Genomic DNA, 22,113 nt, shown 5'->3' with positions numbered 1-22,113 from the left:
AAAAACATTGTCAAAAGTAAAAAGCTCCTTTATAATGTAGAGTTGGCGTTAGAAATTTCTGCGATTTTCTTTTGTTGCGGAAATGGTGAACTGGCGAAATGTTAAGCAGCTGTTTAAATGATGGAGATAATTTATGGGAATTCCGGTAAAACTTGAAGTTTTTGAAGGTCCGTTGGATCTTCTGCTTCATTTGATCGATAAAAATAAAATAGATATTTATGATATTCCAATCGTAGAAATTACGAATCAATATATGGAATATATAAGGAATATGCAAAAAGAAGATCTGAATATTATGAGTGAATTCCTTGTTATGGCAGCTACGCTTTTGGATATAAAATGTCGAATGCTGCTTCCGAAAGAGGAAACGGAAGAGGGGGAGGAAGAAGATCCGCGGCGTGAGCTTGTAGAACAGCTTTTACAGTATAAAATGTATAAGTATATGGCGTATGAGCTGAAGGACAGGCAGACGGATGCAGACATGATACTTTATAAAGATCCGACAATACCGGAAGAAGTGAAAGAATATGCAGAACCGGTTGATCTGGATGAACTTCTTGGAGATCTTACATTGAAAAAATTAAATGAGATATTTAAAGAAGTGATGAAAAGGCAGGTTGATAAGATCGATCCGGTTCGGAGCAAGTTCGGAAAAATAGAAAAAGAAGAAGTCACCGTATCAGACAAGTTTATATATATACACGAATACATGCATACACATCATAAGTTCTCCTTCCGACAGCTACTCGAGAAGCAAAAGAGCAAGATGCATATTGTAGTGACATTTCTGGCGGTTTTAGAAATGATGAAGCTGGGAGAAATTCGTGTGGAACAGGAAGAAACATGCGGCGAGATCATGATTGAAAGGGTGGAAGAGGCGTATGGAAATTGAAAAACTTCAAAGTGCGATTGAAGCAATCTTGTTTACGATGGGAGATTCTGTTGAAATAAGTAAACTTGCATTTGCAATCGGACATGATGAAGAAACGACCAAAAAACTTGTTCGGAATATGATGGAGCGTTATGAAAAAGAGGATAGAGGAATCCGTATTATTGAGTTGGAAGATTCTTTTCAGTTATGTACAAAAAAGGAAATGTACGAATATTTAATTCGTGTAGCGAAACAGCCAAAGCGCTATGCTCTTACGGATGTACTCTTAGAAACACTTTCAATCGTTGCCTATAAGCAGCCTGTAACAAAATTAGAAATAGAAAAAATCAGAGGTGTTAAATCGGATCATGCAGTAAATAAACTCGTTGAATATGGATTAATTGAAGAGACGGGAAGATTGGATGCCCCCGGAAGACCTCTTTTGTTTGGAACAACAGAAGAGTTTCTTCGTCGGTTCAGCGTGCAGTCGTTAGATGATCTTCCGATGCTGAATCCGGAGCAGATCGAGCATTTTAAAGAAGAAGCCGAAGATGAAGCACAGTTGAAATTAGATATTTAAAAACAGGTTGAAAAAACAGGGATGGCATAAGCGGTGCACATCCTGTTTTTTTTGCAACAGTGACCGTCTACAATCTCGAAATGTGTTTTTTGTACTGTGGATGATGATAATATTTGTAGGAATAAGCTTGTATGGGAGGGCATATAGATAGAAAGACTATCGGCATAGAAGGTGTTTCGGAATGGAAAGAAAGAAATTTAAAAAGAGATTTAAGATGAATACAAGAAGTATACTGTCATTCATAATGTTGTTTGCGTTATGTCTGTCGGCAGTCTGGAATATTTCATGGGCTGATTGCAGGGCACAAGAGAAAATTATGGATGAAAGTCACAAGAGTATTAAGGTCAAGCCTTCTGATCTATACGCCCGTTCGGCCGTTTTAATGGACGCCGAGACAGGGCGTATTTTGTTTGGAAAAAATAAAGACGAACAGATGCCGATGGCGAGTACGACGAAAATTATGACATGTATTCTGGCGCTTGAAAACGGAAATTTATCTGATAAAGCAGAAGTTAGCAGCGTCGCGTCTGCACAACCGAAAGTAAAGCTTGGAATGACACAAGGGCAGACTTTTTATTTAAAAGATCTTCTCTATTCGCTTATGCTTGAATCGCATAATGATTCAGCCGTCGCAATAGCAGAATGTATTGCGGGAAATGTTGATAAATTTGCGGATATGATGAATAAAAAAGCTTCTCAGTTAGGCTGCAATTCTACATATTTTATTACTCCGAACGGGCTTGACGGACAGGATGAAAACGGAATTCATCATACGACGGCAGAAGAGTTGGCGAGGATAATGAGATATTGCATTATGGAATCTCCGCAAAAGGAAAAATTTTTAGAAATCACACGGGCAGATGCGTATACATTTACCGATTGCAAAGGAGAAAAAAGTTATTCCTGTGTAAATCATAATACATTTTTAAAAATGATGGATGGAGCTCTCAGCGGAAAAACAGGGTTTACGCAAGATGCAGGATATTGTTATGTCGGAGCGCTGCGAAAAGACGGAAAAACATTGATTGTGGCGCTTCTTGCATGTGGATGGCCGAATAATAAAGGGTATAAATGGTCGGATACAAAGAAATTAATGACATACGGAATGGAAAATTATTGTTATAAAGAGATTTCTCCGGATAAGATAGACAGAACAGAAAAAATCTATATAAAAAACGGATATACAGGAGGGTTTCCTAAAAAAGGAAAAGATCTTTTAGAAGTAGAGATCTTAGGGGAATCTAAAAAAATTTTAGTAGGAGCAGATGATAAAGATGAGATAGAAATAAAAATTAAGAAGGAAATTTGTGCTCCGATAAAAAAGGGAACTGTAATAGGAGAGATTGTTTATCGTGTAAATGGAGAGCGGATCATATCATATGAGGTTGTTGCGGGAAAAACAGTAAAAGAAAGAACACTTTGGATATGTGCAGAATATCTACGAAGAAAATTTCTTCTGTAAAGTATGAAAATACGAAACATTAAAAAAAATCAATATAAATGATTAAATTTGTCACTAGAATGAGTAAATATAATGTGATAGTATGTGAATGATAAAAAAAAGCAATATCATTGATATAATATAAGGAGAACTGTAATGATGACAACGAGAGAAAATTGGAAAAAATATGAAAAAACTTATTTTATGCCTCCGACACCTTGTTACGACTGGGTAAAAAAAGATTGTGTTGATAAGGCGCCGATCTGGTGCAGCGTAGATCTTAGAGACGGAAATCAGGCGTTGATCGAACCGATGAGTCTTGATGAGAAATTGGAGTTTTTTCAGCTTCTCGTTGACGTTGGTTTTAAGGTGATCGAAGTTGGTTTTCCGGCGGCGTCTGAGACAGAATATCAGTTTATCAGAGCATTGATCGAGCAAAATATGATTCCGGATGACGTTACGATCCAGGTTCTTACTCAAGCGAGAGAACATATTATCAAAAGAACATTTGAAGCTGTGCAGGGCGCGCCTCATGCGATCATACATGTATACAATTCTACTTCTGTTGCACAGAGAGAACAAGTATTTAAAAAGAGTAAAGAAGAGATTAAGCAAATTGCGGTCGATGGTGCGAAATTGTTGAAAAAACTGGCAAAAGAGACGACCGGTAATTTTACATTTGAATATAGTCCGGAAAGTTTTCAGGGAACAGAAGTTGACTACGCACTTGAAGTGTGTAATGCTGTTTTGGATATATGGGAGCCGACTTCAGATAATAAGGCAATCATCAACCTGCCGACCACAGTAGAAAATGCAATGCCTCATGTTTTCGCAAGTCAGGTAGAGTACTTTAATAAATATCTCCTTCACAGAGAAAATGTATTACTGTCCTTGCATCCTCATAACGACAGAGGATCAGGTATCAGTGATGCGGAGCTCGGTATTTTGGCAGGAGCAGATAGGATTGAAGGAACATTGTTCGGCAATGGAGAAAGAACCGGAAATGTTGATATTATTACATTGGCAATGAATATGTTTTCTCAAGGTGTAGATCCTGAATTAGATTTTTCAAATATGAGTGATATATGTGAAGTGTATGAACGAGTGACGCGTATGCATGTCTCTCCAAGACAGCCTTATGCAGGAGAACTTGTATTTACGGCTTTTTCCGGATCTCATCAAGACGCGATCGCAAAAGGTATGGCATGGAGAGAAGATCGGCAGTGTGATAAGTGGAACGTGCCGTATTTACCGATCGATCCGCAGGATGTCGGAAGACGGTATGATTCTGACGTTATAAGAATCAATAGTCAGTCAGGCAAGGGCGGCGTGAACTATATCTTGAAACAGAGCTTTGGAATCAGCCTGCCGGAGAAGATGAAAGAAGAAGTCGGTTATCTTGTCAAAGACGTTTCCGACAAAGCGCATAAAGAACTTACGCCGGACTGGGTATATCATATTTTTGAAGATAACTATATTACGGCAAAGACGATTTTTACAGTTGATGAATGTCATTTCAAACAGGAAAACGGAATGGTGGCTGATGCGGTGATCCATCATAACGGTAATGACCGAAGAATTGTGGGTGTAGGAAACGGTCGGTTAGATGCGGTGAGCAATGCGATAAAACATTATTTTGATGTGGATTATCAGTTGGCATTTTATGAAGAGCATTCCTTGACAAAAGGCTCTTCTTCGAGAGCTGTCGCTTATGTCGGCATAATATACAATAAAAAGAAATACTGGGGAGTCGGAATAGATGCGGATATTATAAAAGCGTCGATAGAAGCGCTTGTAGTTGCTGTAAATAAATTGAGTGAAATTGTGGATGGCGGAAAAGATGAAAGACTGCTGGAGATTACAAATTATATTTATGCAAATTATAAAAATGTGACATTAGAAGATCTTTCGGAAAAATTCTTTCTGTCAAAACCATATTTGTCAAAATATATTAAAGAAAAGTCAGGCATGACATTCGGCGATATTCTCAAACAGATCCGAATGAAAAAAGCGCGTGCAATGCTTAGAAGCGGGAATGCCACTGTAGAAAGCATTGCAGAGATGGTCGGGTATCAGAATGTAGAACATTTCAATCGAGTGTTCAAAAAAATGTATCATACAACACCGGTACAATATCGGAATAAAAAGTAAAATGATAAAAACAGCATGATAGCAGGGGATAGGAGGAACTATCGCTTTGGTGACTAATAAATCTCAAAGCGATAGTTCCTTTTGTGTAATTATAAATATTTTTGAAAATAAAGGATTGTTTATGATGCACAAAAAAATAAGAAATAAAGATTATTATATATTTATATTGACAGAAATATGCGGGGGGGGGGGTATACTTATGCTGACATTATGTAAACATTGTGCGTTTTTGAAAAAAGAAAAAATAAGTGTTTTATATATAATACTTTAAGCAATGTTTACGAAGTTAAATTTATGAAATAAACGGGTGGGAAGAAGGAGGAAAAAAGAATGAAAATGAAAAGAGTTCTGGCGTGTGCTTTATCAGCGGCCATGATTGTGACATTCGTGTCATTTGGCAATATGGGAGTTGGAATGGTACATGCTGCTGTAGATATCGAGAACGAGTCTGTAACTGTAGAAGAAAAAGTTTTAAAGGAGATTGAGTCAGAAGTTCTGAAGGCAAATGCAAAAGCAAATTCGGAGCAGAAACCGGCAGCTTGGGATAATGATGGTGAAGCTGGGTGGGCATTTGATGATGAGAATCATTGGTGGCATTCTAGATATCAGGGAAATCCTGTAGAAGGGGAAGTAAACAGTGGATTAGTAAGCGCAAGCAATCCTATTTGGATTCAGACAGGATTTGGAGAAGCAAAAAAAATTAAGAAAATAACTTATCTGTCAAGAGACAATGGTATGGGTTCTATTAATGCATATAAGGTTCAATATGCCAATGTTCAGCAGGGCGAACCGAGAGATGATGATTTTCATGATATTGCAGGTGCGGCCGGAAATTTGCAGAATGCTCGTACTGCACAGGAGATTGTATTTAACGAAGCAGTAACCGCAACGCATATCCGTCTTGTTGCAACATCGATTTATGCGAATGGCGGACAACAGTATGTGGCGGCAAAGCGCATTCGTGTGTTTGAAGAAACTGAGGGAACAGAAGGAGTAACTTATAATTTCTATAAACAATCAGATTTTTGGGATTATGAAGTTGCATATGGCAATTTGGCTGATCAGACAGAGAATGCAGATAGATGGCATTATCAGATTAAGAAGCCTTCAGAAGGAGGGTGGATTGATATTCCGGCAAATGCATTAAAAACAAAAGATAACGGTGAAAAAAGCTGGATGAATGATGATAAGGGCTTGGATGGCACATATTATTACGCAAAGCTGAATAAGGATGAAATTACATCTACATTTCAAGGTGAGGCGTATACAGCAGTAGCATATGCGTGGAAAGCTCCAAAGAATGGTTATTTTAAGATGACATTGGAAAGTCCGATAACACAGGCAAGCAGTCCGGCACCGAGTTTCTTTGTCTGCCACTCAAGTGATAATCAGGATGGCAAAGATTTATTCCGTAATATCGTTGGTGCAAATAGTACAATTACAAGTAAAATTGCAAGAGTCCACACAGGAGAATGGCTTCGTTTAGGAGCAACTACAAAGAATGCATGGGCAAGTGGTTTGAAACCGGTAGTGATGGAAGTTACTGCAAAAGATTATGCAGTTCAGTATTTAGAAGAAGTAAGTGGTATTGAAGAAGGGAACAGTTATACAGAAGCTTCCAAACAGGCAGTTAAAGAGGCACGATCAGCATTACAAGAAGCGATTCTGCCGGAAGTTCCGGATATGGTAGTTGTTGAGCAGAAGATTACAGCGTTAGAACAGGCGATTGCAGGATTGCAAGAGTATGTTCCGGTAACAGAAGTTACATTAAATGTAACTGAGGCCAATTTGAAAGTCGGTGAGACAGTACAATTAACGGCTATAGTTGCACCGGATAATGCTAGCCAAGAAGTTCTCTGGGTATCTGATGCAGAGGGTATCGCTTCTGTTGATAGTGCAACTGGATTAGTTACAGCTAATAGTGCGGGAACGGCGATTATTACAGCAACTTCCACAATGAATCCGGAAAAGAAAGCACAATGTACAGTTGTTGTTACTCGTGATGATACAGCATTAGATGTAGCAATCAAAGCAGCAGAAGAGAAAATACGGGAAGAGAATTTTGAAAATAAATATACAGAAGCTTCAAAAACAGCTCTTAGAGAAAATTTGGAGAATGCGAAACTTGCGAAAGAGAACGCGAACCTTTCTGTGGAAGATGTGAAATTAGTTGTTGATGCATTAAATGCTTCAATCGAAGAATTACAATTAAAAGCAGTAGTTACAATCAATAATAACGATCAGATAGAAACAAAATACTGTGAAATCGGAGAACAGGTGAGAGTTGTTGCACAGACTGTGAAAGACAAGAAGTTCTCACACTGGACATTCAATGGAACTCCTATCTGTTATTCGAGTCCGTATACTTTCACAGTATATGGAGATACAACGATAGAAGCGGTTTATGTAGATGCTGGAGAAGAAGTAACTCCGCAGGCAGCTATGTTGTGCAGCGTGTCATACAATAAATCTACGCAGACTATTAAATATACGGCAAAACGTTCAGTACCTGAAGGATGTAAGATTGTAAAACATGGAATGATTTTAACAAGCAAACCAGCATGGGAAGCCTTGTATAAAGATAATCAAGAAGCGTTTAAGCTGGAAGCAGACAGAATTATTACTAAAGTAGCAACGACCACAGGTTTAGCAGGAAATTATTCTGTTAGTGTAAAATGCACAAAGCCGAATATTTGGTATGCAAAAGGTTATGTTGTATACACGGATAAGAACGGTGAGGAACAGACTGTATATAGTGATGTTGTGAGCTATGAAGTAAAATAATAAAATTAAGAGGAGAAGAGAAAGATGAAAAGAGCATTTTTAGAGCCGGGGATGGAAGTTATTAAATTTCAGGATGAGGATATCATTACAACTTCTGTTATAGAAGATAACGAAGATGGTGGGACTATCGAGGGTGAGGATCCGTAAAGTAACATTTCTGGCAGAAGTAATGTGGGGTATCGTACGAGATGCGATACCCTTGCTTTTTATCATTATATATTGATTGAATTTTATGTTTTTTGAACAGAAAAAAAGATATATCTGTTGTATTGGGATCTGAATAAAATTAAGATAGAAAAGTAAGCATATGAGGCAATGAATTTATGCGTAATACATCTTTGGAAGAAGAACTTCGATCGGGGAAAGCTTGTGTCTCCACAACGGTTGGAGACAGCATGGAACCGATGCTGCGTAATCGAAAGGATACAATTATTATAGAACCGGTTCATGGAAGACTGAAGCGATATGACCTTCCACTTTATCGAAGACCGGACGGGAAATATGTACTGCATCGTATTCTGCATGTGAAGAAGAATGGGTATGTTATCTGTGGGGACAATCGTTGGTGGAAAGAGAATGTGCCGGATGAATGGATAGTCGGTGTAGTGACAGAGTTTTATCGTAGAGAAGAGCATATATATATAACAGATCGGAAGTATCGTCTGTATGTTCATTTATGGTGCGACTTCTTTTGGATTCGTGTGTTGATCCTTCGAGTGAAACATATTTTACAGCGAATAAAGAAGAAATGAATACAGGAAAAAAGTAAGAAAAAGTAGGTTTGCGAGAATAGAGAGTCTTGTCGAACCTTTCTTTTTTTTGTATACTTTAGTAGATTATAAATTATGAGAGAGTGTGAAAAGTAGCAGGGAAGGGAAATGATATGAAGAAGAAAACACTGCTTATTAAAACAGCAGATTTATGTATCCGAATTCATTATAAATATCCGTATATTGAACAACAATGTGAAACATGGAGGGTGAATGAAGGATACGAACCGGATATTGAAGTGTCTGTTACAGATGAAGAAATTGAAACGGAATACGCGGGGTATCGTGCAGAAAGCGTGAGCAGAGCTTTGTGTGAGAGTACATGTATTTACCGTGCGATCGCAAGAAAGCTGATTGCCTTTCAGGCATTTGTTATGCACGGCGCCGTATTGGAGTTAGACGGAAAAGCGTATGTATTTACCGCGAAGAGCGGAGTCGGAAAGACAACACATACGAAGCTGTGGGTCGAGTATTTTGAAGGCAGAGCAAGTTATATTAACGGGGATAAGCCGATCATCAGATGTAAAGACGGCGTATGGTATGCATATGGCACACCGTGGATGGGAAAAGAAAAGTTTGGAAGTCAAAGTTCTGCGCCGATTCAGGCAGTTTGCTTTATTGAACGGGGAGAAGAAAATAAGATTCAAAAGATTGCTGATAAGGAAGTTATAGACAGAGTGTTTCATCAACTGTTTTTCCCTGAAGATCCTGAGACGTTGATCGAGTTCATGGGATTGGCAGACGATTTTGTTCAAAAGCTTCCGTTTTTTGTATTAAAGTGCAATATTTCAGCAGAAGCTGTACGGGTGGCTTATGAGACTTTGAGTAAAGTATAAGTTTGAAGAAACACAATTAAGGCGATAAAAAAGAAATAAAATCAGGAGAATACGAAGATGAAAATAAAAGAAGGATTTATCAAACGTCAGGTAGGAGAACGCGTCGTAGTCGTTCCAATTGGAGAAGCGGCAAAAAACTTTCATGGTATGATCAACCTTAATGAGACAGGCGGAGAATTGTGGGATCTTCTGAAAGAAAATACAGATGAGGATAAGTTGTTAGAGTCCATGCTGGAGATTTATGAGATTGAACCTGAGCAGGCGCAAAAAAGCATGAAAACTTTTCTGAGAAAATTAAGAGAGGCGGGGGTTTTGGAGGAATAAAGAGAAAGCCTTGCAGTAAGTTTTAATTGAAATCTTATAGATGTTAGTATATACTAAAATAGGCAGAAATTTTGGTTTATTTAAACAAATTTATTTATATGGAGGGCTAAAATATGAGCTACAATGCAACAGGAAACTCAGCGGGCAGAAGAATTGCTACATTGCTTGATGAGGGAAGCTTTGTTGAGATCGGCGGCGCAGTTACTGCCAGAAGCACAGATTTCAACTTGCAGGAAAAAGAAACTCCGGCTGATGGTGTTATTACCGGTTATGGAGTGATTGACGGCAATCTTGTGTATGTGTACAGTCAGGATGCCGCAGTGCTCAACGGAGCGATTGGAGAGATGCATGCAAAGAAGATCGCAAATATCTATGATATGGCGATGAAGATGGGAGCTCCTGTCATCGGTCTTATCGATTGTGCCGGATTGAGACTTCAGGAAGCTACGGATGCTTTAGAAGCTTTTGGAAGTGTTTACTACAAGCAGGCAATGGCATCGGGAGTTGTTCCGCAGATTGCGGCGATTTTCGGTATGTGCGGCGGCGGACTTGCAGTTGTTCCGGGACTTGCTGACTTTACATTCATGGAAGAAAAAAGCGGAAAGCTTTTTGTAAATTCTCCGAATGCGCTTGCAGGAAACGAGATTTCAAGATGTGATACTTCCGCTGCAAAATACCAGAGTGAGACGGCAGGTCTTGTCGACGGTATCGGAACAGAAGCGGATATTTTAAATGAAATTCGTTCTTTGATCTGCATGATCCCGGCAAATAATGAAGATGATCTGTCCTATGAAGAATGTATGGACGATCTGAATCGTATTTGTCCGGATGTTGAAAATGCGGCAGCCGATACTGCAATCGTTCTTTCACAGATTGCAGATGATCAGATTTTTACAGAGATGAAGAAAGATTACGCAAAAGAAATGGTGACAGGGTTTATTCGTCTGAACGGTATGACGGTCGGGGCTGTTGCGAATCGTACAAAAGTTTACGCAGAAGACGGAACAGAGGCAGCATCATTTGATTGTGCACTTACAGTGGATGGCTGTAAGAAAGCGGTTGACTTTGTGAATTTCTGTGATGCATTCTCGATTCCGGTGCTCACATTGACAAATGTAGAAGGATTTTCAGCTACGCTCGACTCTGAAAAAGATATGGCAAGAGCTGTGGCAAGAATGACTTATGCGTTTGCTGAGGCAACAGTGCCGAAAGTGAATGTAATTATAGGAAATGCTTATGGAAGCGCATACATCGCGATGAACAGCAAATCAATCGGTGCGGACATGGTATATGCATGGGAAAATGCAAAGATCGGTATGATGGATGCAAACCTTGCGGCTCGTATCATGTATGATGACGCGGACATGGAAACACAAAAAGAGAAAGCGGCAGAATATGAAAAAATCCAATCCAGTGCTAAATCAGCGGCTCGCAGAGGATATGTTGATGCGATCATCACGCCTGCCGATACGAGAAAATATGTGATCGGCGCATTTGAGATGCTGTTTACAAAGAGAGAGGATCGTCCGAATAAGAAACACGGTACGGTTTAGTGAGGTGAGGCGAAGTGAAGAAAAAAATCAGTTTATTAGGGCTTATCCTCATTCTTGTTTTTAGTTTTTCGGGATGCGGAAAGTCTGATGATACAGTAGAATATGATCAGGAACAGCTTGAGCAGTATGCCGATTTTATAGTTCAGAATTTCAGTATGATGGGAGAGGCGGATTTTCAGAACTTTTCCGATATGTCTGATCTTGAACTTGAAATGACTCTTCTTCAGGCAGGCGTACCTGTAACAGGAGAAAATTTCCTGACGATGATGGGGGCGTGGGATGCCGGAGAACAAGAATGCGGAGAGTTTGTCGGCTTAAAAGACGGTTATACAATGGAAACAACAAATGAAGGCGCACTTCTGACTGTTGAAGGAGATTTTGCGGAAAGAGACGGAGCGCTTGAATTTGCGTTTGATAAGAAAGGAAATATCGAGAGTCTGACGATCGGAGCACATTACAGTACGGCGGAGATTTTGAAAAAAGCAGGACTTAATACGATTCTCGGAATGGGAACGGTTTTTGTTGTATTGATCTTTATTTCATTTATTATTTCACTGTTTAAATTTATTCCGGCGCTTGAACAGAAGTTTAAAAAGAGTGCAAAAACAGAGATTGTAAATGAAAAACCAACGGCAGCTTTGAAAACGGAGATGCCGGAAGTGTCGGAAGATGTTACGGAGGATACAGAGCTTGCAGCGGTAATTGCGGCGGCAATCGCGGCATCTGAAGGAACATCGGCAGACGGATTTATCGTTCGTTCTATAAAGAGAAGAAAATCAAATAAATGGAATTAAAGAAAAGGAGATAAGAAAATGAAAAATTATACAATTACAGTAAATGGGAATGTATATGATGTAACAGTGGAAGAAAAAGGCGCAGGCGCTGTTCCGGCTTTGAAACCGGCTCCGAAAGCAGCTCCGGCTCCGAAAGCGGCACCTGCTCCAGTGGCAAAAGCAGCGGGCGCAGGAAACATTCAGGTGAAAGCAGGCGCGGCAGGAAAAGTATTCCAGATCCCGACAAGCGTAGGTCAGAGTGTTCAACAGGGTGATACAGTGATCGTGATCGAGGCAATGAAGATGGAAATTCCGGTTGTTGCACCGGAAGCGGGAACGATCGCAAGTATTGATGTGGCTGTAGGAGATGCGATAGAATCAGGAGCAGTATTAGCTACGTTAAATTAGTTACTGACGGAGGTTTTTAACAAATGGAATATATTTCAAATACACTGGGAAACCTCATTGAACAGACAGCGTTTATGAATCTTACGGTCGGAAACCTGATCATGATCGCAGTTGCGTGTGTGTTTCTCTATTTAGCAATCAGACACGGCTTTGAGCCGCTTCTGCTTGTACCGATTGCTTTCGGTATGCTGCTTGTAAATATCTATCCTGATATTATGCTTCATGCCGAGGACTCAGCGAATGGTACGGGTGGATTACTTTATTACTTCTATGTCCTTGACGAGTGGTCGATCCTTCCGTCTTTGATCTTCCTCGGTGTAGGAGCAATGACGGATTTCGGACCTTTGATCGCGAACCCGAAAAGTTTCCTTCTCGGAGCTGCCGCTCAGTTTGGTATCTTTGCTGCATATTTAGGCGCTATGGCAATGGGATTTTCAGATAAAGCTGCCGCAGCGATCTCCATTATCGGAGGAGCTGACGGACCGACATCTATTTTCCTTGCCGGAAAACTGCAACAGACAGCGATTCTCGGACCGATCGCGGTAGCGGCATATTCTTATATGTCACTTGTACCGATCATCCAGCCGCCGATCATGAAACTTCTTACGACGGAGAAAGAACGTAAGATCAAGATGGAGCAGCTTCGTCCGGTATCAAAATTAGAGAGAATTCTTTTCCCGATCATTGTAACGATCGTTGTTTGTACGATTCTTCCGACGACAGCTCCTCTTGTAGGTATGCTTATGCTCGGAAACTTGTTTAAAGAGTCCGGTGTTGTAAGACAGCTTACAGAGACCGCTTCTAATGCGTTGATGTATATCGTTGTAATTTTGCTCGGAACATCTGTGGGAGCGACAACAAGCGCTGAGGCGTTCTTGAATTGGGATACTTTAAAAATCGTTGCTCTCGGACTGATTGCATTTGCGTTCGGTACAGCGGCGGGAGTGTTGTTCGGTAAAATCATGTGCTGGGCAACGAAAGGAAAAGTCAATCCGCTGATTGGGTCTGCGGGCGTATCTGCAGTTCCTATGGCGGCGCGTGTTTCACAGAAAGTGGGAGCCGAGGCTGATCCGACTAACTTCTTATTGATGCATGCGATGGGTCCGAATGTCGCGGGTGTTATCGGTACTGCGGTTGCAGCCGGAACATTTATGGCAATCTTTGGCGTTAAGTAATTGATGGAGGAAAAATAAATGGCAGAAATTGAAAAAAAACCGGTTAAAATAGTAGAAACGATTCTGCGTGACGCGCATCAGTCATTGATCGCTACAAGAATGACTACAGAACAGATGCTTCCGATCATTGAAAAGATGGATCAGGTCGGTTATCATGCAGTTGAATGCTGGGGAGGAGCTACGTTTGATGCGTCTTTGCGCTTCCTGAAAGAAGATCCATGGGAGAGGCTTCGTAAATTCCGTGACGGATTTAAAAATACAAAACTTCAGATGCTGTTCCGCGGACAAAATATTCTGGGGTATCGCCCGTACGCAGATGATGTAGTAGAATACTTTGTACAAAAATCAGCGGCAAATGGAATTGATATTATCCGAATTTTTGATTGTCTGAATGATATCAGAAACTTGAAGACAGCAGTGACGGCCGCAAATAAAGAAAAAGCACATGCACAGGTAGCGATGTCTTATACACTTGGCGATGCGTATACTCTTGATTACTGGGTGGATCTTGCAAAGAGAATCGAAGATATGGGAGCGAATTCTATTTGTGTTAAAGATATGGCAGGACTTCTTGTTCCGTATGAAGCGACAGAACTTGTCACAGCGCTGAAAGAGGCAGTAAATATCCCGATTGAAATGCATACACATTATACATCGGGAGTTGCTTCGATGACTTATATGAAATCTGTAGAGGCAGGAGCTGATATCATTGACACCGCAATGTCTCCGTTTGCTCTCGGAACGTCGCAGCCGGCAACGGAAGTGATGGTGGAAACGTTCAAAGGTACGCCGTATGATACTGGATTAGATCAGAAACTGTTATCTGAGATTGCGGATTATTTCCGTCCGATCAGAGATGAAGCGCTTGAAAGCGGACTGCTTAATCCGAAAAACCTCGGAGTTAATATTAAGACTTTATTATATCAGGTTCCGGGAGGAATGCTTTCTAATCTGACATCTCAGTTAAAAGAACAGGGAGCGGAAGAAAAATTCTATGAAGTGCTTGAGGAAGTACCACGCGTGCGTAAAGATCTTGGCGAGCCGCCGCTTGTTACTCCGTCTTCTCAGATTGTCGGAACACAGGCTGTATTTAATGTTCTGATGGGTGAGAGATATAAGATGGCGACAAAAGAGACAAAAGATATTCTTGCAGGAAAATATGGCGCGACTGTAAAACCGGTTGACGCTCAGCTTCAGAAAAAGATTTTAGGTGAGAATGCAGAGATCATCACATGTCGTCCGGCAGATTTGATCCCGAATGAGCTCGATACACTTCGCAAAGAGTGCGAGCAGTGGATACAGCAGGATGAAGATGTTCTTACGTATGCATTATTCCCGCAGGTTGCCGTTGATTTCTTTAAATACAGACAGGCACAGCAGACAAAAGTTGACGCTGCAGTAGCAGATACTAAGAACGGAGCATATCCGGTATAGATAAAAGGAATAGTGACAGGATCGAACGATTGAATTTATTCAGGAGATCGATCCTGTTTTATTTGTACTCTTTTTCGTTTAGTGGTATCATAAAAAGGAATTTTGAGAAGCGGGAGGTCTTGAATGAAATATTCGGGAAGCATTTCAGATAGAATTAAGGCTCTTAGAGCCGAGATGAGACGGGAAAAGATAGATCTTTATATTATTCCGTCAACAGATTATCATAACAGTGAATATATAGGTGAATATTTTAAGGAACGTCAATATATGACCGGATTTACAGGCTCTGCTGGAACTGTGGTGTTTACAGAGGAGAAAGCGGGGCTTTGGACAGACGGGCGCTATTTTATACAGGCAGAACAAGAACTGCAGGGCAGTGAGATCATCCTTTTTAAAGCAGGGGAGCCGGGCTGCCCGGAAATCGAAGAATTTATACGGACAGAATTGCCGGAAGGCGGAAAGATCGGATTTGATGGCCGTACGATTCGGGTAGAACAAGGAAAAGAATTTGAAAAGATTGCCGAAGAAAAATGCGGAGCGCTGTCTTATCTTTCGGATCTTGTCGATGTTGTCTGGAAAGACAGACCGCCTTTGCCGACGGAAAAAGCGTTCTTTTTGGATGAATTTTACTCGGGAGAAACAGCAGCTTCTAAGTTGGAAAGAGTAAGGTGTAAGATGGATGAATCAGGAGCTGATGTACATCTGTTATCAAGTCTTGATGATATTGCGTGGCTATTAAACATCAGAGGAAACGATATCTTGTGTTGTCCTCTTGTTTTGGCATATTTAATAATCTATAAGGATCATGTTGAATTGTTTGCAGATGAAGAAAAGTTCTCCGATGATATGAAGCGGGAATTTGCGAAAAATCATGTTGCTCTAAGACCATATACAGAAATCGAAAATGCGGTCGGAAAACTAAGCGGCAGGAAGAAAATGCTGATAGATCCCGAGCGTCTTAGCTATGCTTTATATAAATTGATACCGGATGAAACTGAAATGATAGAGAAAGAGAATCCGGAAATCATAATGAAATCTGTAAAAAATGATATTGAAACAGAGCATATTCGCAGGGCGCATTTAAAGGATGCGGCTGCACATACAAAATTTATATATTGGCTGAAAGAAAATATCGGGAAAACAGAGATTACCGAACGGTCAGCTTCCGCTCGTTTAGAAGAGTTTAGAAAAGAGCAGGATGGATATTTAGGACCAAGTTTTGAACCAATCAGCGCATACTACGAACATGGAGCGATTGTCCATTACAGTGCATCGAAGGAAAGCGACGCACGATTAGAAAAGGGGCATTTTCTTTTAACAGATACCGGAGGACATTATAAGGATGGATCGACTGATATTACAAGAACCGTGGCTTTAGGTGAAGTGAGTTATCAGGAAAAAGAAGATTTCACTCTTGTTTTGCGTTCGATGCTCAGACTTATGAACGCTGTGTTTTTGGAAGGGTGCAGCGGTGCGAATTTAGACTGTCTTGCAAGAGAAGTGTTTTGGAAGGAAAGGCTGAATTTTAATCATGGCACGGGTCATGGGGTTGGATATCTTTTGAATATTCACGAGCCTCCGATTAATTTCAGATGGAAGGAAGGCAAAAATGCTGCGCCGGCTCTTCAAAAAAATATGATAATTACAGATGAACCGGGGATTTACAGAGCAGGCCGACATGGCGTCAGAATTGAAAATGATCTTCTTGTCGTAGAAGATACGCAGAACGAGTTCGGAAAGTTTTTGAAATTTGAGCCGCTTACCTATGTTCCGATTGATCTTGATGCAATTCTCCCTGAAAAAATGAGTGATGAAGAAAAAAAGATGCTGAACGAATATCATGCTGCCGTTTATGAAAAAGTCGGAATGTATTTAGAGGAGAACGAGCGAGAGTGGCTGAAGCGATATACAAGACCGATATAAATTATGCACATCTGCAAATCGGACAATGACAGTAAAGAAAAAATAAGATATAATCAGTTGGTGATAATTGAGAAAAAGTAGGAAACAAAAATGGGACAAAATGAAACAACGACAAATGAACTTTTATTAAGAATTAAAGAAAAATATAAAAAAATGAGTAAAGGACAGCGGCGTCTTGCAGATTATGTATGCAATGATTACGACAAAGCGGTTTTTTTGACGGCTGCCAAATTAGGAGAGATCGTCGGGGTCAGTGAGTCAACTGTAGTGCGATTCGCTACACAGCTTGGCTATAAAGGATATCCGGGATTTCAAAAGGCATTAGAAGAACTTGTCCGTAATAAGCTGAATTCGATCCAGAGGATGGAAGTGACGTATGGAAGAATCAGCCAAAGTGAAATACTGGAAACTGTTCTTCAATCCGATATAGATAAGATTAAGATGACTCTTGCAGATATCGACCATAAAGCATTTGATCTTGCGATTGACACGCTCCTGAATGCGAGGAGAGTTTATGTAATAGGGATCAGAAGCTGCGCTCCGTTAGCATCATTTTTAGGATTTTACTTAAATCTTGTTTGTGATAACGTATCTGTTGTCGATGTAAACAGTTCCAGTGAAATATTTGAACAGTTGATCAGAATTAACGAACATGATGTTATCATAGGGATCAGTTTTCCGAGATATTCTATGCGGACATTAAAAGCATTGGAGTTTGCAAGTAACCGAAAGGCAAAAGTGATCACTTTAACGGACAGCGTCCATTCGCCTATGAATCTGTATTCATCGTGCAATCTGATTGCAAGAAGTGATATGGCGTCGATCGTAGACTCTCTTGTAGCGCCGTTAAGCGTAGTGAATGCTCTCGTAGTGGCGCTTTGCATGAAGAGACAAAAAGAAGTTGTATCAACACTTGAGACGTTAGAGGAAATATGGGGAGAATATGAAGTGTACAGCAGAGATGAATTAGATCCTATGAAACGTTCGTTTTTCCCGGATGAAACGGCAGGAGGAAAAGATGAGTAAAGTGATAGTTGTCGGAGGCGGAGCCGCAGGAATGATGGCGGCTGTATTTGCCGCCGAAAACGGGCATCATGTTCAGATTTATGAGAAAAATGACAGATTGGGCAGGAAATTATTTATAACGGGAAAGGGACGCTGTAATATTACAAATGCATCGGATGTTGAAGAATTATTTCAGGCGGTAGTCAGTAACCCAAAGTTTTTATATAGTGCATTTTACAGTTTTACGAATGAACAGGTGATCGACTTTTTTGAAAATCTCGGTGTGAAGACGAAGGTTGAAAGAGGAAACAGAGTCTTTCCTGTTTCCGATCATTCGTCGGATATAATCGGGGCGCTTCAAAGAGAACTGCACCGTCTCGGCGTTCAGATATCTCTTTGTACGGAAGTGGAAAAAATATGTGTAGAAAACGAGAAAATAACAGGAATCATTATTTCTGATGATTCCCAAAAACAAAAGCAGCATTTTGTTGACGCAGATGCGGTGATCATAGCGACTGGAGGGATTTCTTATCCTGCTACAGGATCGACAGGAGACGGATACCGATTTGCAAAAACATGCGGGCATAAGGTTACCGAACTTTTTCCGGCTCTCGTTCCGATGGAAGTAAAAGAATGGTATGCAAAACAGCTTCAGGGTCTGTCGCTTCGGAACGTATGTATCCGTGTGACCGACGGAAAAAGGAAATTATATGAAGAATTCGGAGAGATGCTGTTTACCCATTATGGAGTGACAGGTCCGGTTATTTTAAGCGCTAGCAGTATTGTAGGAAAAAGGCTGAAAGAAAAAGAGCTGACTTTACATATCGACTTAAAACCGGCGCTTACAGAAGAACAACTCGACAAACGGATTCTCAGAGAGTTCGATGCGAATCATAACAAACAGTTTAAAAATGCAGTCGATAGTTTGTTTCCGGCAAAACTAAAACCTGTTATGACAGAACTTTCAGGTATTGCGGAAGAAAAGAAAGTAAATGAGATTACAAAAGAAGAAAGAATGCGGTTTGTACGTCTGATCAAAGATTTTAAAATGACGCTTACAAGTTTAAGAAGCTATAGCGAGGCGATCATTACAAAAGGCGGAGTAAGCGTAAAAGAGATCCATCCGGGAACAATGGAGTCAAAGTTTGTTAAAAATTTATATTTTTCGGGAGAAGTTTTGGATCTTGATGCTCTTACAGGAGGTTATAATCTTCAGATTGCATGGTCTACGGCATATCTTGCGGGAATGAATGCCGGAAGAGAAGAATAAAAGAAAAAGCAGTAAGAAAGGGGAAAGAAAATGGGATATAATGTGGCGGTGGACGGCCCGGCAGGAGCCGGAAAAAGTACGATAGCAAAACTGGTGGCGAAAGAAAAAGGATATATATATGTAGATACAGGAGCAATGTATAGAGGATTGGCGATCCATTTTCTGAAAAAAGGAATTTCGCCGGAAGACAAAGAGGCTGTTGCAAAAGCGTGCATAGATGCAGATGTAAGTATTGTGTACGAAAACGGAGTACAGCAGGTTTATTTAAACGGTGAAAATATTACAGGCATGCTTCGTACAGAAGAAGTTGGAAATATGGCGTCAAAAACGTCGGCTATCCCGGCGGTTAGGGAAAAGCTTTTAGAATTGCAGAAAACGCTGGCACGCGAAAAAGATGTGATCATGGACGGACGGGATATCGGAACAAATATTCTTCCGAATGCAGATGTGAAAATCTATCTGACTGCCAGCGTAGAAACAAGAGCAAAACGTAGATATGATGAGCTTGCGTCAAAAGGGGAATCATGTGACTTTGACGAGATTGCACGGGATATCAAGGAAAGAGATGAACGTGACATGACAAGAGAAATTGCACCGTTGAAAAAAGCAGAGGATGCGATCTTAGTAGACAGTTCGGATATGACGATTGATGAAGTGGTAAGTAAAATATGCAGCTTCTGTAATTAGTGAGAGGAAAATACAGTGAAAGTGATAAAAGCAAAGACTGCCGGATTTTGTTTCGGAGTAAAGCGGGCGGTTGACACGGTATATAAGCAGGTAGATACAAAGTGTGGACAGATTTATACGTATGGTCCGATTATCCACAATGAAGAAGTTATCAAAGATATGAGGGATAAAGGGGTTATCGTACTACGTTCTGAAGAAGATTTGGATATGATCAGTCAAGGTACGGTCATTATCCGGTCTCACGGAGTGGAAAAACGCATTTATGAAAAGATCGAACAAAAAGGTCTTAGAATTGTAGATGCTACCTGCCCATTTGTGAAAAAGATTCATAATATTGTATCTGAAAAGAGCGGAGAGGGATTTCATATTATTATAATCGGAAACCCGGAACATCCTGAAGTTGTAGGGATAAAAGGATGGGCGAAAGACAATGTAACCGTCATACAAAGTGCGGAAGATGCGGAATGTTTTACAGCTGATCGAAAAGAGAAAATCTGCATTGTTTCCCAGACGACATTTAATTACAATAAATTTAAAGATTTAGTTGAAATTATAATGAAAAAGAGTTATGATGTAAGTGTTTTAAATACAATCTGTAATGCTACAAAAGAGCGTCAGACTGAAGCTGAAAGCATTGCAGAGTCGGTGGATGCTATGATCGTTATTGGAGATAAACATAGTTCCAATACTCAGAAATTAGTTGAGATCTGCCGCAAAGCATGTGACAATACGTACTATATACAGACACTTGACGATTTGGATTTGAATCAATTAGGGTCAGTGGAAACAGTAGGTATTACAGCAGGGGCATCCACGCCCAACAATATAATTGAGGAGGTTCAAAATAATGTCAGAATTATCTTTTGAACAGATGTTAGACGAGTCATTTAAAACGATTCACAATGGAGAAGTAGTTGAGGGAACGGTAATCGATGTAAAACCGGAAGAGATTATCCTGAATATCGGTTATAAGGCAGACGGTATCATTACAAAGAATGAATACTCCAACGATCCGTCAGTTGACCTCACAAAAGTAGTATCCGTAGGTGATACGATGACAGTCAAAGTTTTGAAAGTAAACGACGGAGAGGGTCAGGTTCTTCTTACATATAAGAGACTTGCAGCCGAGAAAGGAAATGAGAGACTGCGTGAAGCGTTTGAGAACAAAGAAGTCCTCAAAGCTACAGTTACACAGATTCTCGGAGGCGGCATTTGCGCTACAGTTGATGAAGTCAGAGTGTTTATCCCGGCAAGCCTTGTATCTGATTCTTATGAGAAAGATCTTGGAAAATATGAAGGTCAGGAAATTGAATTCGTAATCAGCGAGTTCAATCCGAGAAGAAACCGTGTGATCGGAGACAGAAGACAGCTTCTTGTTGCAGAACGTGCCGAGAAACAGAAAGAACTGTTTGCAAGATTACAAGTCGGAGACAGAGTAGACGGCGTGATCAAAAATGTGACGGATTTCGGAGCGTTTGTTGATCTTGGCGGAGTTGACGGACTTCTCCATATTTCTGAAATGTCATGGGGAAGAATTGATAATCCGAAGAAAAACTTCCACGTAGGTGATACTCTTACTGTTCTTGTGAAAGACATTCACGATACAAAAGTTGCCTTAAGTTTGAAGTTCCCGGAGACAAACCCGTGGGCGAATGCTTCAGAGAACTTTGCAGTAGGTACAGTGATCACAGGAAAAGTTGCACGTATGACAGATTTCGGTGCATTTGTTGAACTTGCACCGGGAGTTGATGCGCTTCTTCATGTATCTCAGATTTCGAGAGAACATGTTGAGAAACCATCGGATGTTCTTTCTGTAGGTCAGGAGATTACAGCTAAGATTGTTGACCTGAACGAAGAAGAGAAGAAGATCAGCCTGAGCATGAAAGCATTGGAAGCTGATCGTGATGAAGAAGATGCAGTATCTGTTGATTACGAAGCAGATGCTGAGTAATTATCTTTTGTATTTTATATAATGGATAAGATAGGGGACGATACTTGCATAGAGTGTCGTTCTCTTTATTATGTTAAAAAGATAACATTCTTCTGAAAATACAGAATTGTATGATTTTGTCGTTTGAATGACTGGATTTTTATGCTTCATTCTAGTAAAATAACGTAATATGAAAAT

Annotated in this window: 20 protein-coding genes; all 20 read left to right on the top strand. The window is 40.3% G+C overall.

Annotation, left to right across the window (positions count from 1 at the left end; translation table 11 throughout):
- Positions 1–133: 133 nt before the first annotated feature.
- The 20 genes from ACH9UM_RS04600 (at position 134) to rpsA (ending at position 21,936) form a co-directional block, all read left to right on the top strand.
- Entirely contained in the window at positions 134–892 is a 759-nt protein-coding gene (locus tag ACH9UM_RS04600) for a ScpA family protein (protein WP_004845013.1), read from the top strand.
- Positions 882–1,451, top strand: a complete 570-nt coding sequence (gene scpB, locus ACH9UM_RS04595) for an SMC-Scp complex subunit ScpB (RefSeq protein WP_004845014.1) — start codon at positions 882–884, stop codon at positions 1,449–1,451. Before ACH9UM_RS04600 ends, scpB begins: the two co-directional genes overlap by 11 nt.
- A gap of 181 nt (positions 1,452–1,632) precedes the next feature.
- Positions 1,633–2,913: a D-alanyl-D-alanine carboxypeptidase family protein gene (locus tag ACH9UM_RS04590; RefSeq protein ID WP_009242703.1), complete on the top strand. Its 1,281-nt coding sequence runs from the start codon at positions 1,633–1,635 to the stop codon at positions 2,911–2,913.
- Positions 2,914–3,048: 135 nt separating this feature from the next.
- Positions 3,049–5,043 (top strand): 2-isopropylmalate synthase, encoded by a 1,995-nt coding sequence (locus tag ACH9UM_RS04585; protein WP_004845016.1) that lies wholly within the window; start codon positions 3,049–3,051, stop codon positions 5,041–5,043.
- Between the two features lie 330 nt (positions 5,044–5,373).
- Entirely contained in the window at positions 5,374–7,827 is a 2,454-nt protein-coding gene (locus tag ACH9UM_RS04580) for an Ig-like domain-containing protein (protein ID WP_009242701.1), read from the top strand.
- 24 nt (positions 7,828–7,851) lie between these two features.
- Positions 7,852–7,974 (top strand): hypothetical protein, encoded by a 123-nt coding sequence (locus ACH9UM_RS04575; RefSeq protein WP_009242700.1) that lies wholly within the window; start codon positions 7,852–7,854, stop codon positions 7,972–7,974.
- Positions 7,975–8,150: 176 nt separating this feature from the next.
- Positions 8,151–8,579, top strand: a complete 429-nt coding sequence (locus ACH9UM_RS04570) for a S24/S26 family peptidase (protein WP_009242699.1) — start codon at positions 8,151–8,153, stop codon at positions 8,577–8,579.
- 131 nt (positions 8,580–8,710) lie between these two features.
- Positions 8,711–9,433, top strand: coding sequence for a hypothetical protein (locus ACH9UM_RS04565; protein ID WP_004845021.1), 723 nt, complete (start codon positions 8,711–8,713; stop codon positions 9,431–9,433).
- Positions 9,434–9,490: 57 nt separating this feature from the next.
- Positions 9,491–9,757, top strand: a complete 267-nt coding sequence (locus ACH9UM_RS04560; protein WP_004845022.1) for a PqqD family protein — start codon at positions 9,491–9,493, stop codon at positions 9,755–9,757.
- 113 nt (positions 9,758–9,870) lie between these two features.
- On the top strand, positions 9,871–11,310 hold the full coding sequence (locus ACH9UM_RS04555) for an acyl-CoA carboxylase subunit beta (protein ID WP_004845023.1): 1,440 nt from the start codon (positions 9,871–9,873) through the stop codon (positions 11,308–11,310).
- Between the two features lie 14 nt (positions 11,311–11,324).
- Positions 11,325–12,104 carry an OadG family transporter subunit gene (locus ACH9UM_RS04550; protein WP_009242698.1) on the top strand — a complete coding sequence of 260 codons (780 nt, stop codon included), beginning with the start codon at positions 11,325–11,327 and terminating at the stop codon, positions 12,102–12,104.
- 18 nt (positions 12,105–12,122) lie between these two features.
- Entirely contained in the window at positions 12,123–12,491 is a 369-nt protein-coding gene (locus tag ACH9UM_RS04545; protein ID WP_004845026.1) for a biotin/lipoyl-containing protein, read from the top strand.
- A gap of 23 nt (positions 12,492–12,514) precedes the next feature.
- A complete protein-coding gene (locus ACH9UM_RS04540) occupies positions 12,515–13,666 on the top strand; it encodes a sodium ion-translocating decarboxylase subunit beta (RefSeq protein ID WP_004845027.1) in 1,152 nt (383 codons plus the stop codon).
- Positions 13,667–13,684: 18 nt separating this feature from the next.
- The gene (locus ACH9UM_RS04535) at positions 13,685–15,100 is read left to right on the top strand and encodes an oxaloacetate decarboxylase subunit alpha (protein WP_004845028.1); all 1,416 of its coding nucleotides are present in this window, start codon (positions 13,685–13,687) and stop codon (positions 15,098–15,100) included.
- Between the two features lie 123 nt (positions 15,101–15,223).
- Positions 15,224–17,023 carry an aminopeptidase P family protein gene (locus ACH9UM_RS04530; protein WP_009242697.1) on the top strand — a complete coding sequence of 600 codons (1,800 nt, stop codon included), beginning with the start codon at positions 15,224–15,226 and terminating at the stop codon, positions 17,021–17,023.
- A 90-nt stretch (positions 17,024–17,113) separates the two neighbouring features.
- Positions 17,114–18,049, top strand: a complete 936-nt coding sequence (locus ACH9UM_RS04525; RefSeq protein ID WP_004845030.1) for a MurR/RpiR family transcriptional regulator — start codon at positions 17,114–17,116, stop codon at positions 18,047–18,049.
- Positions 18,042–19,298: an NAD(P)/FAD-dependent oxidoreductase gene (locus ACH9UM_RS04520; RefSeq protein ID WP_009321148.1), complete on the top strand. Its 1,257-nt coding sequence runs from the start codon at positions 18,042–18,044 to the stop codon at positions 19,296–19,298. The genes ACH9UM_RS04525 and ACH9UM_RS04520 overlap by 8 nt, the downstream gene beginning before the upstream one ends.
- A 30-nt stretch (positions 19,299–19,328) precedes the next feature.
- The gene (gene cmk, locus ACH9UM_RS04515) at positions 19,329–19,985 is read left to right on the top strand and encodes a (d)CMP kinase (protein WP_004845034.1); all 657 of its coding nucleotides are present in this window, start codon (positions 19,329–19,331) and stop codon (positions 19,983–19,985) included.
- Between the two features lie 15 nt (positions 19,986–20,000).
- Positions 20,001–20,852, top strand: coding sequence for a 4-hydroxy-3-methylbut-2-enyl diphosphate reductase (gene ispH, locus ACH9UM_RS04510; protein WP_009242693.1), 852 nt, complete (start codon positions 20,001–20,003; stop codon positions 20,850–20,852).
- The gene (gene rpsA, locus ACH9UM_RS04505; RefSeq protein ID WP_004845039.1) at positions 20,833–21,936 is read left to right on the top strand and encodes a 30S ribosomal protein S1; all 1,104 of its coding nucleotides are present in this window, start codon (positions 20,833–20,835) and stop codon (positions 21,934–21,936) included. Before ispH ends, rpsA begins: the two co-directional genes overlap by 20 nt.
- Positions 21,937–22,113: the final 177 nt, after the last annotated feature.

This window comes from Mediterraneibacter torques (assembly GCF_044591705.1).
Lineage (GTDB): Bacteria > Bacillota > Clostridia > Lachnospirales > Lachnospiraceae > Mediterraneibacter > Mediterraneibacter torques.
The sequence above is the reverse complement of the archived record's forward strand: the minus strand, read 5'-3'. Positions and strand labels throughout refer to the sequence as shown.

Bases quoted from the DNA above. Each gene is read 5' to 3' on its own strand.
- ACH9UM_RS04555 (WP_004845023.1), top strand. From the start codon at position 9,871: ATGAGCTACAATGCAACAGGAAACTCAGCGGGCAGAAGAATTGCTACA.
- ACH9UM_RS04560 (WP_004845022.1), top strand. From the start codon at position 9,491: ATGAAAATAAAAGAAGGATTTATCAAACGTCAGGTAGGAGAACGCGTC.
- ACH9UM_RS04530 (WP_009242697.1), top strand. From the start codon at position 15,224: ATGAAATATTCGGGAAGCATTTCAGATAGAATTAAGGCTCTTAGAGCC.
- ACH9UM_RS04520 (WP_009321148.1), top strand. From the start codon at position 18,042: ATGAGTAAAGTGATAGTTGTCGGAGGCGGAGCCGCAGGAATGATGGCG.
- ACH9UM_RS04525 (WP_004845030.1), top strand. From the start codon at position 17,114: ATGGGACAAAATGAAACAACGACAAATGAACTTTTATTAAGAATTAAA.
- cmk (WP_004845034.1), top strand. From the start codon at position 19,329: ATGGGATATAATGTGGCGGTGGACGGCCCGGCAGGAGCCGGAAAAAGT.
- ACH9UM_RS04540 (WP_004845027.1), top strand. From the start codon at position 12,515: ATGGAATATATTTCAAATACACTGGGAAACCTCATTGAACAGACAGCG.
- ACH9UM_RS04575 (WP_009242700.1), top strand. From the start codon at position 7,852: ATGAAAAGAGCATTTTTAGAGCCGGGGATGGAAGTTATTAAATTTCAG.
- ACH9UM_RS04585 (WP_004845016.1), top strand. From the start codon at position 3,049: ATGATGACAACGAGAGAAAATTGGAAAAAATATGAAAAAACTTATTTT.
- ACH9UM_RS04590 (WP_009242703.1), top strand. From the start codon at position 1,633: ATGGAAAGAAAGAAATTTAAAAAGAGATTTAAGATGAATACAAGAAGT.
- scpB (WP_004845014.1), top strand. From the start codon at position 882: ATGGAAATTGAAAAACTTCAAAGTGCGATTGAAGCAATCTTGTTTACG.
- ACH9UM_RS04580 (WP_009242701.1), top strand. From the start codon at position 5,374: ATGAAAATGAAAAGAGTTCTGGCGTGTGCTTTATCAGCGGCCATGATT.
- ACH9UM_RS04535 (WP_004845028.1), top strand. From the start codon at position 13,685: ATGGCAGAAATTGAAAAAAAACCGGTTAAAATAGTAGAAACGATTCTG.
- ACH9UM_RS04545 (WP_004845026.1), top strand. From the start codon at position 12,123: ATGAAAAATTATACAATTACAGTAAATGGGAATGTATATGATGTAACA.
- ACH9UM_RS04570 (WP_009242699.1), top strand. From the start codon at position 8,151: ATGCGTAATACATCTTTGGAAGAAGAACTTCGATCGGGGAAAGCTTGT.
- rpsA (WP_004845039.1), top strand. From the start codon at position 20,833: ATGTCAGAATTATCTTTTGAACAGATGTTAGACGAGTCATTTAAAACG.
- ACH9UM_RS04600 (WP_004845013.1), top strand. From the start codon at position 134: ATGGGAATTCCGGTAAAACTTGAAGTTTTTGAAGGTCCGTTGGATCTT.
- ACH9UM_RS04565 (WP_004845021.1), top strand. From the start codon at position 8,711: ATGAAGAAGAAAACACTGCTTATTAAAACAGCAGATTTATGTATCCGA.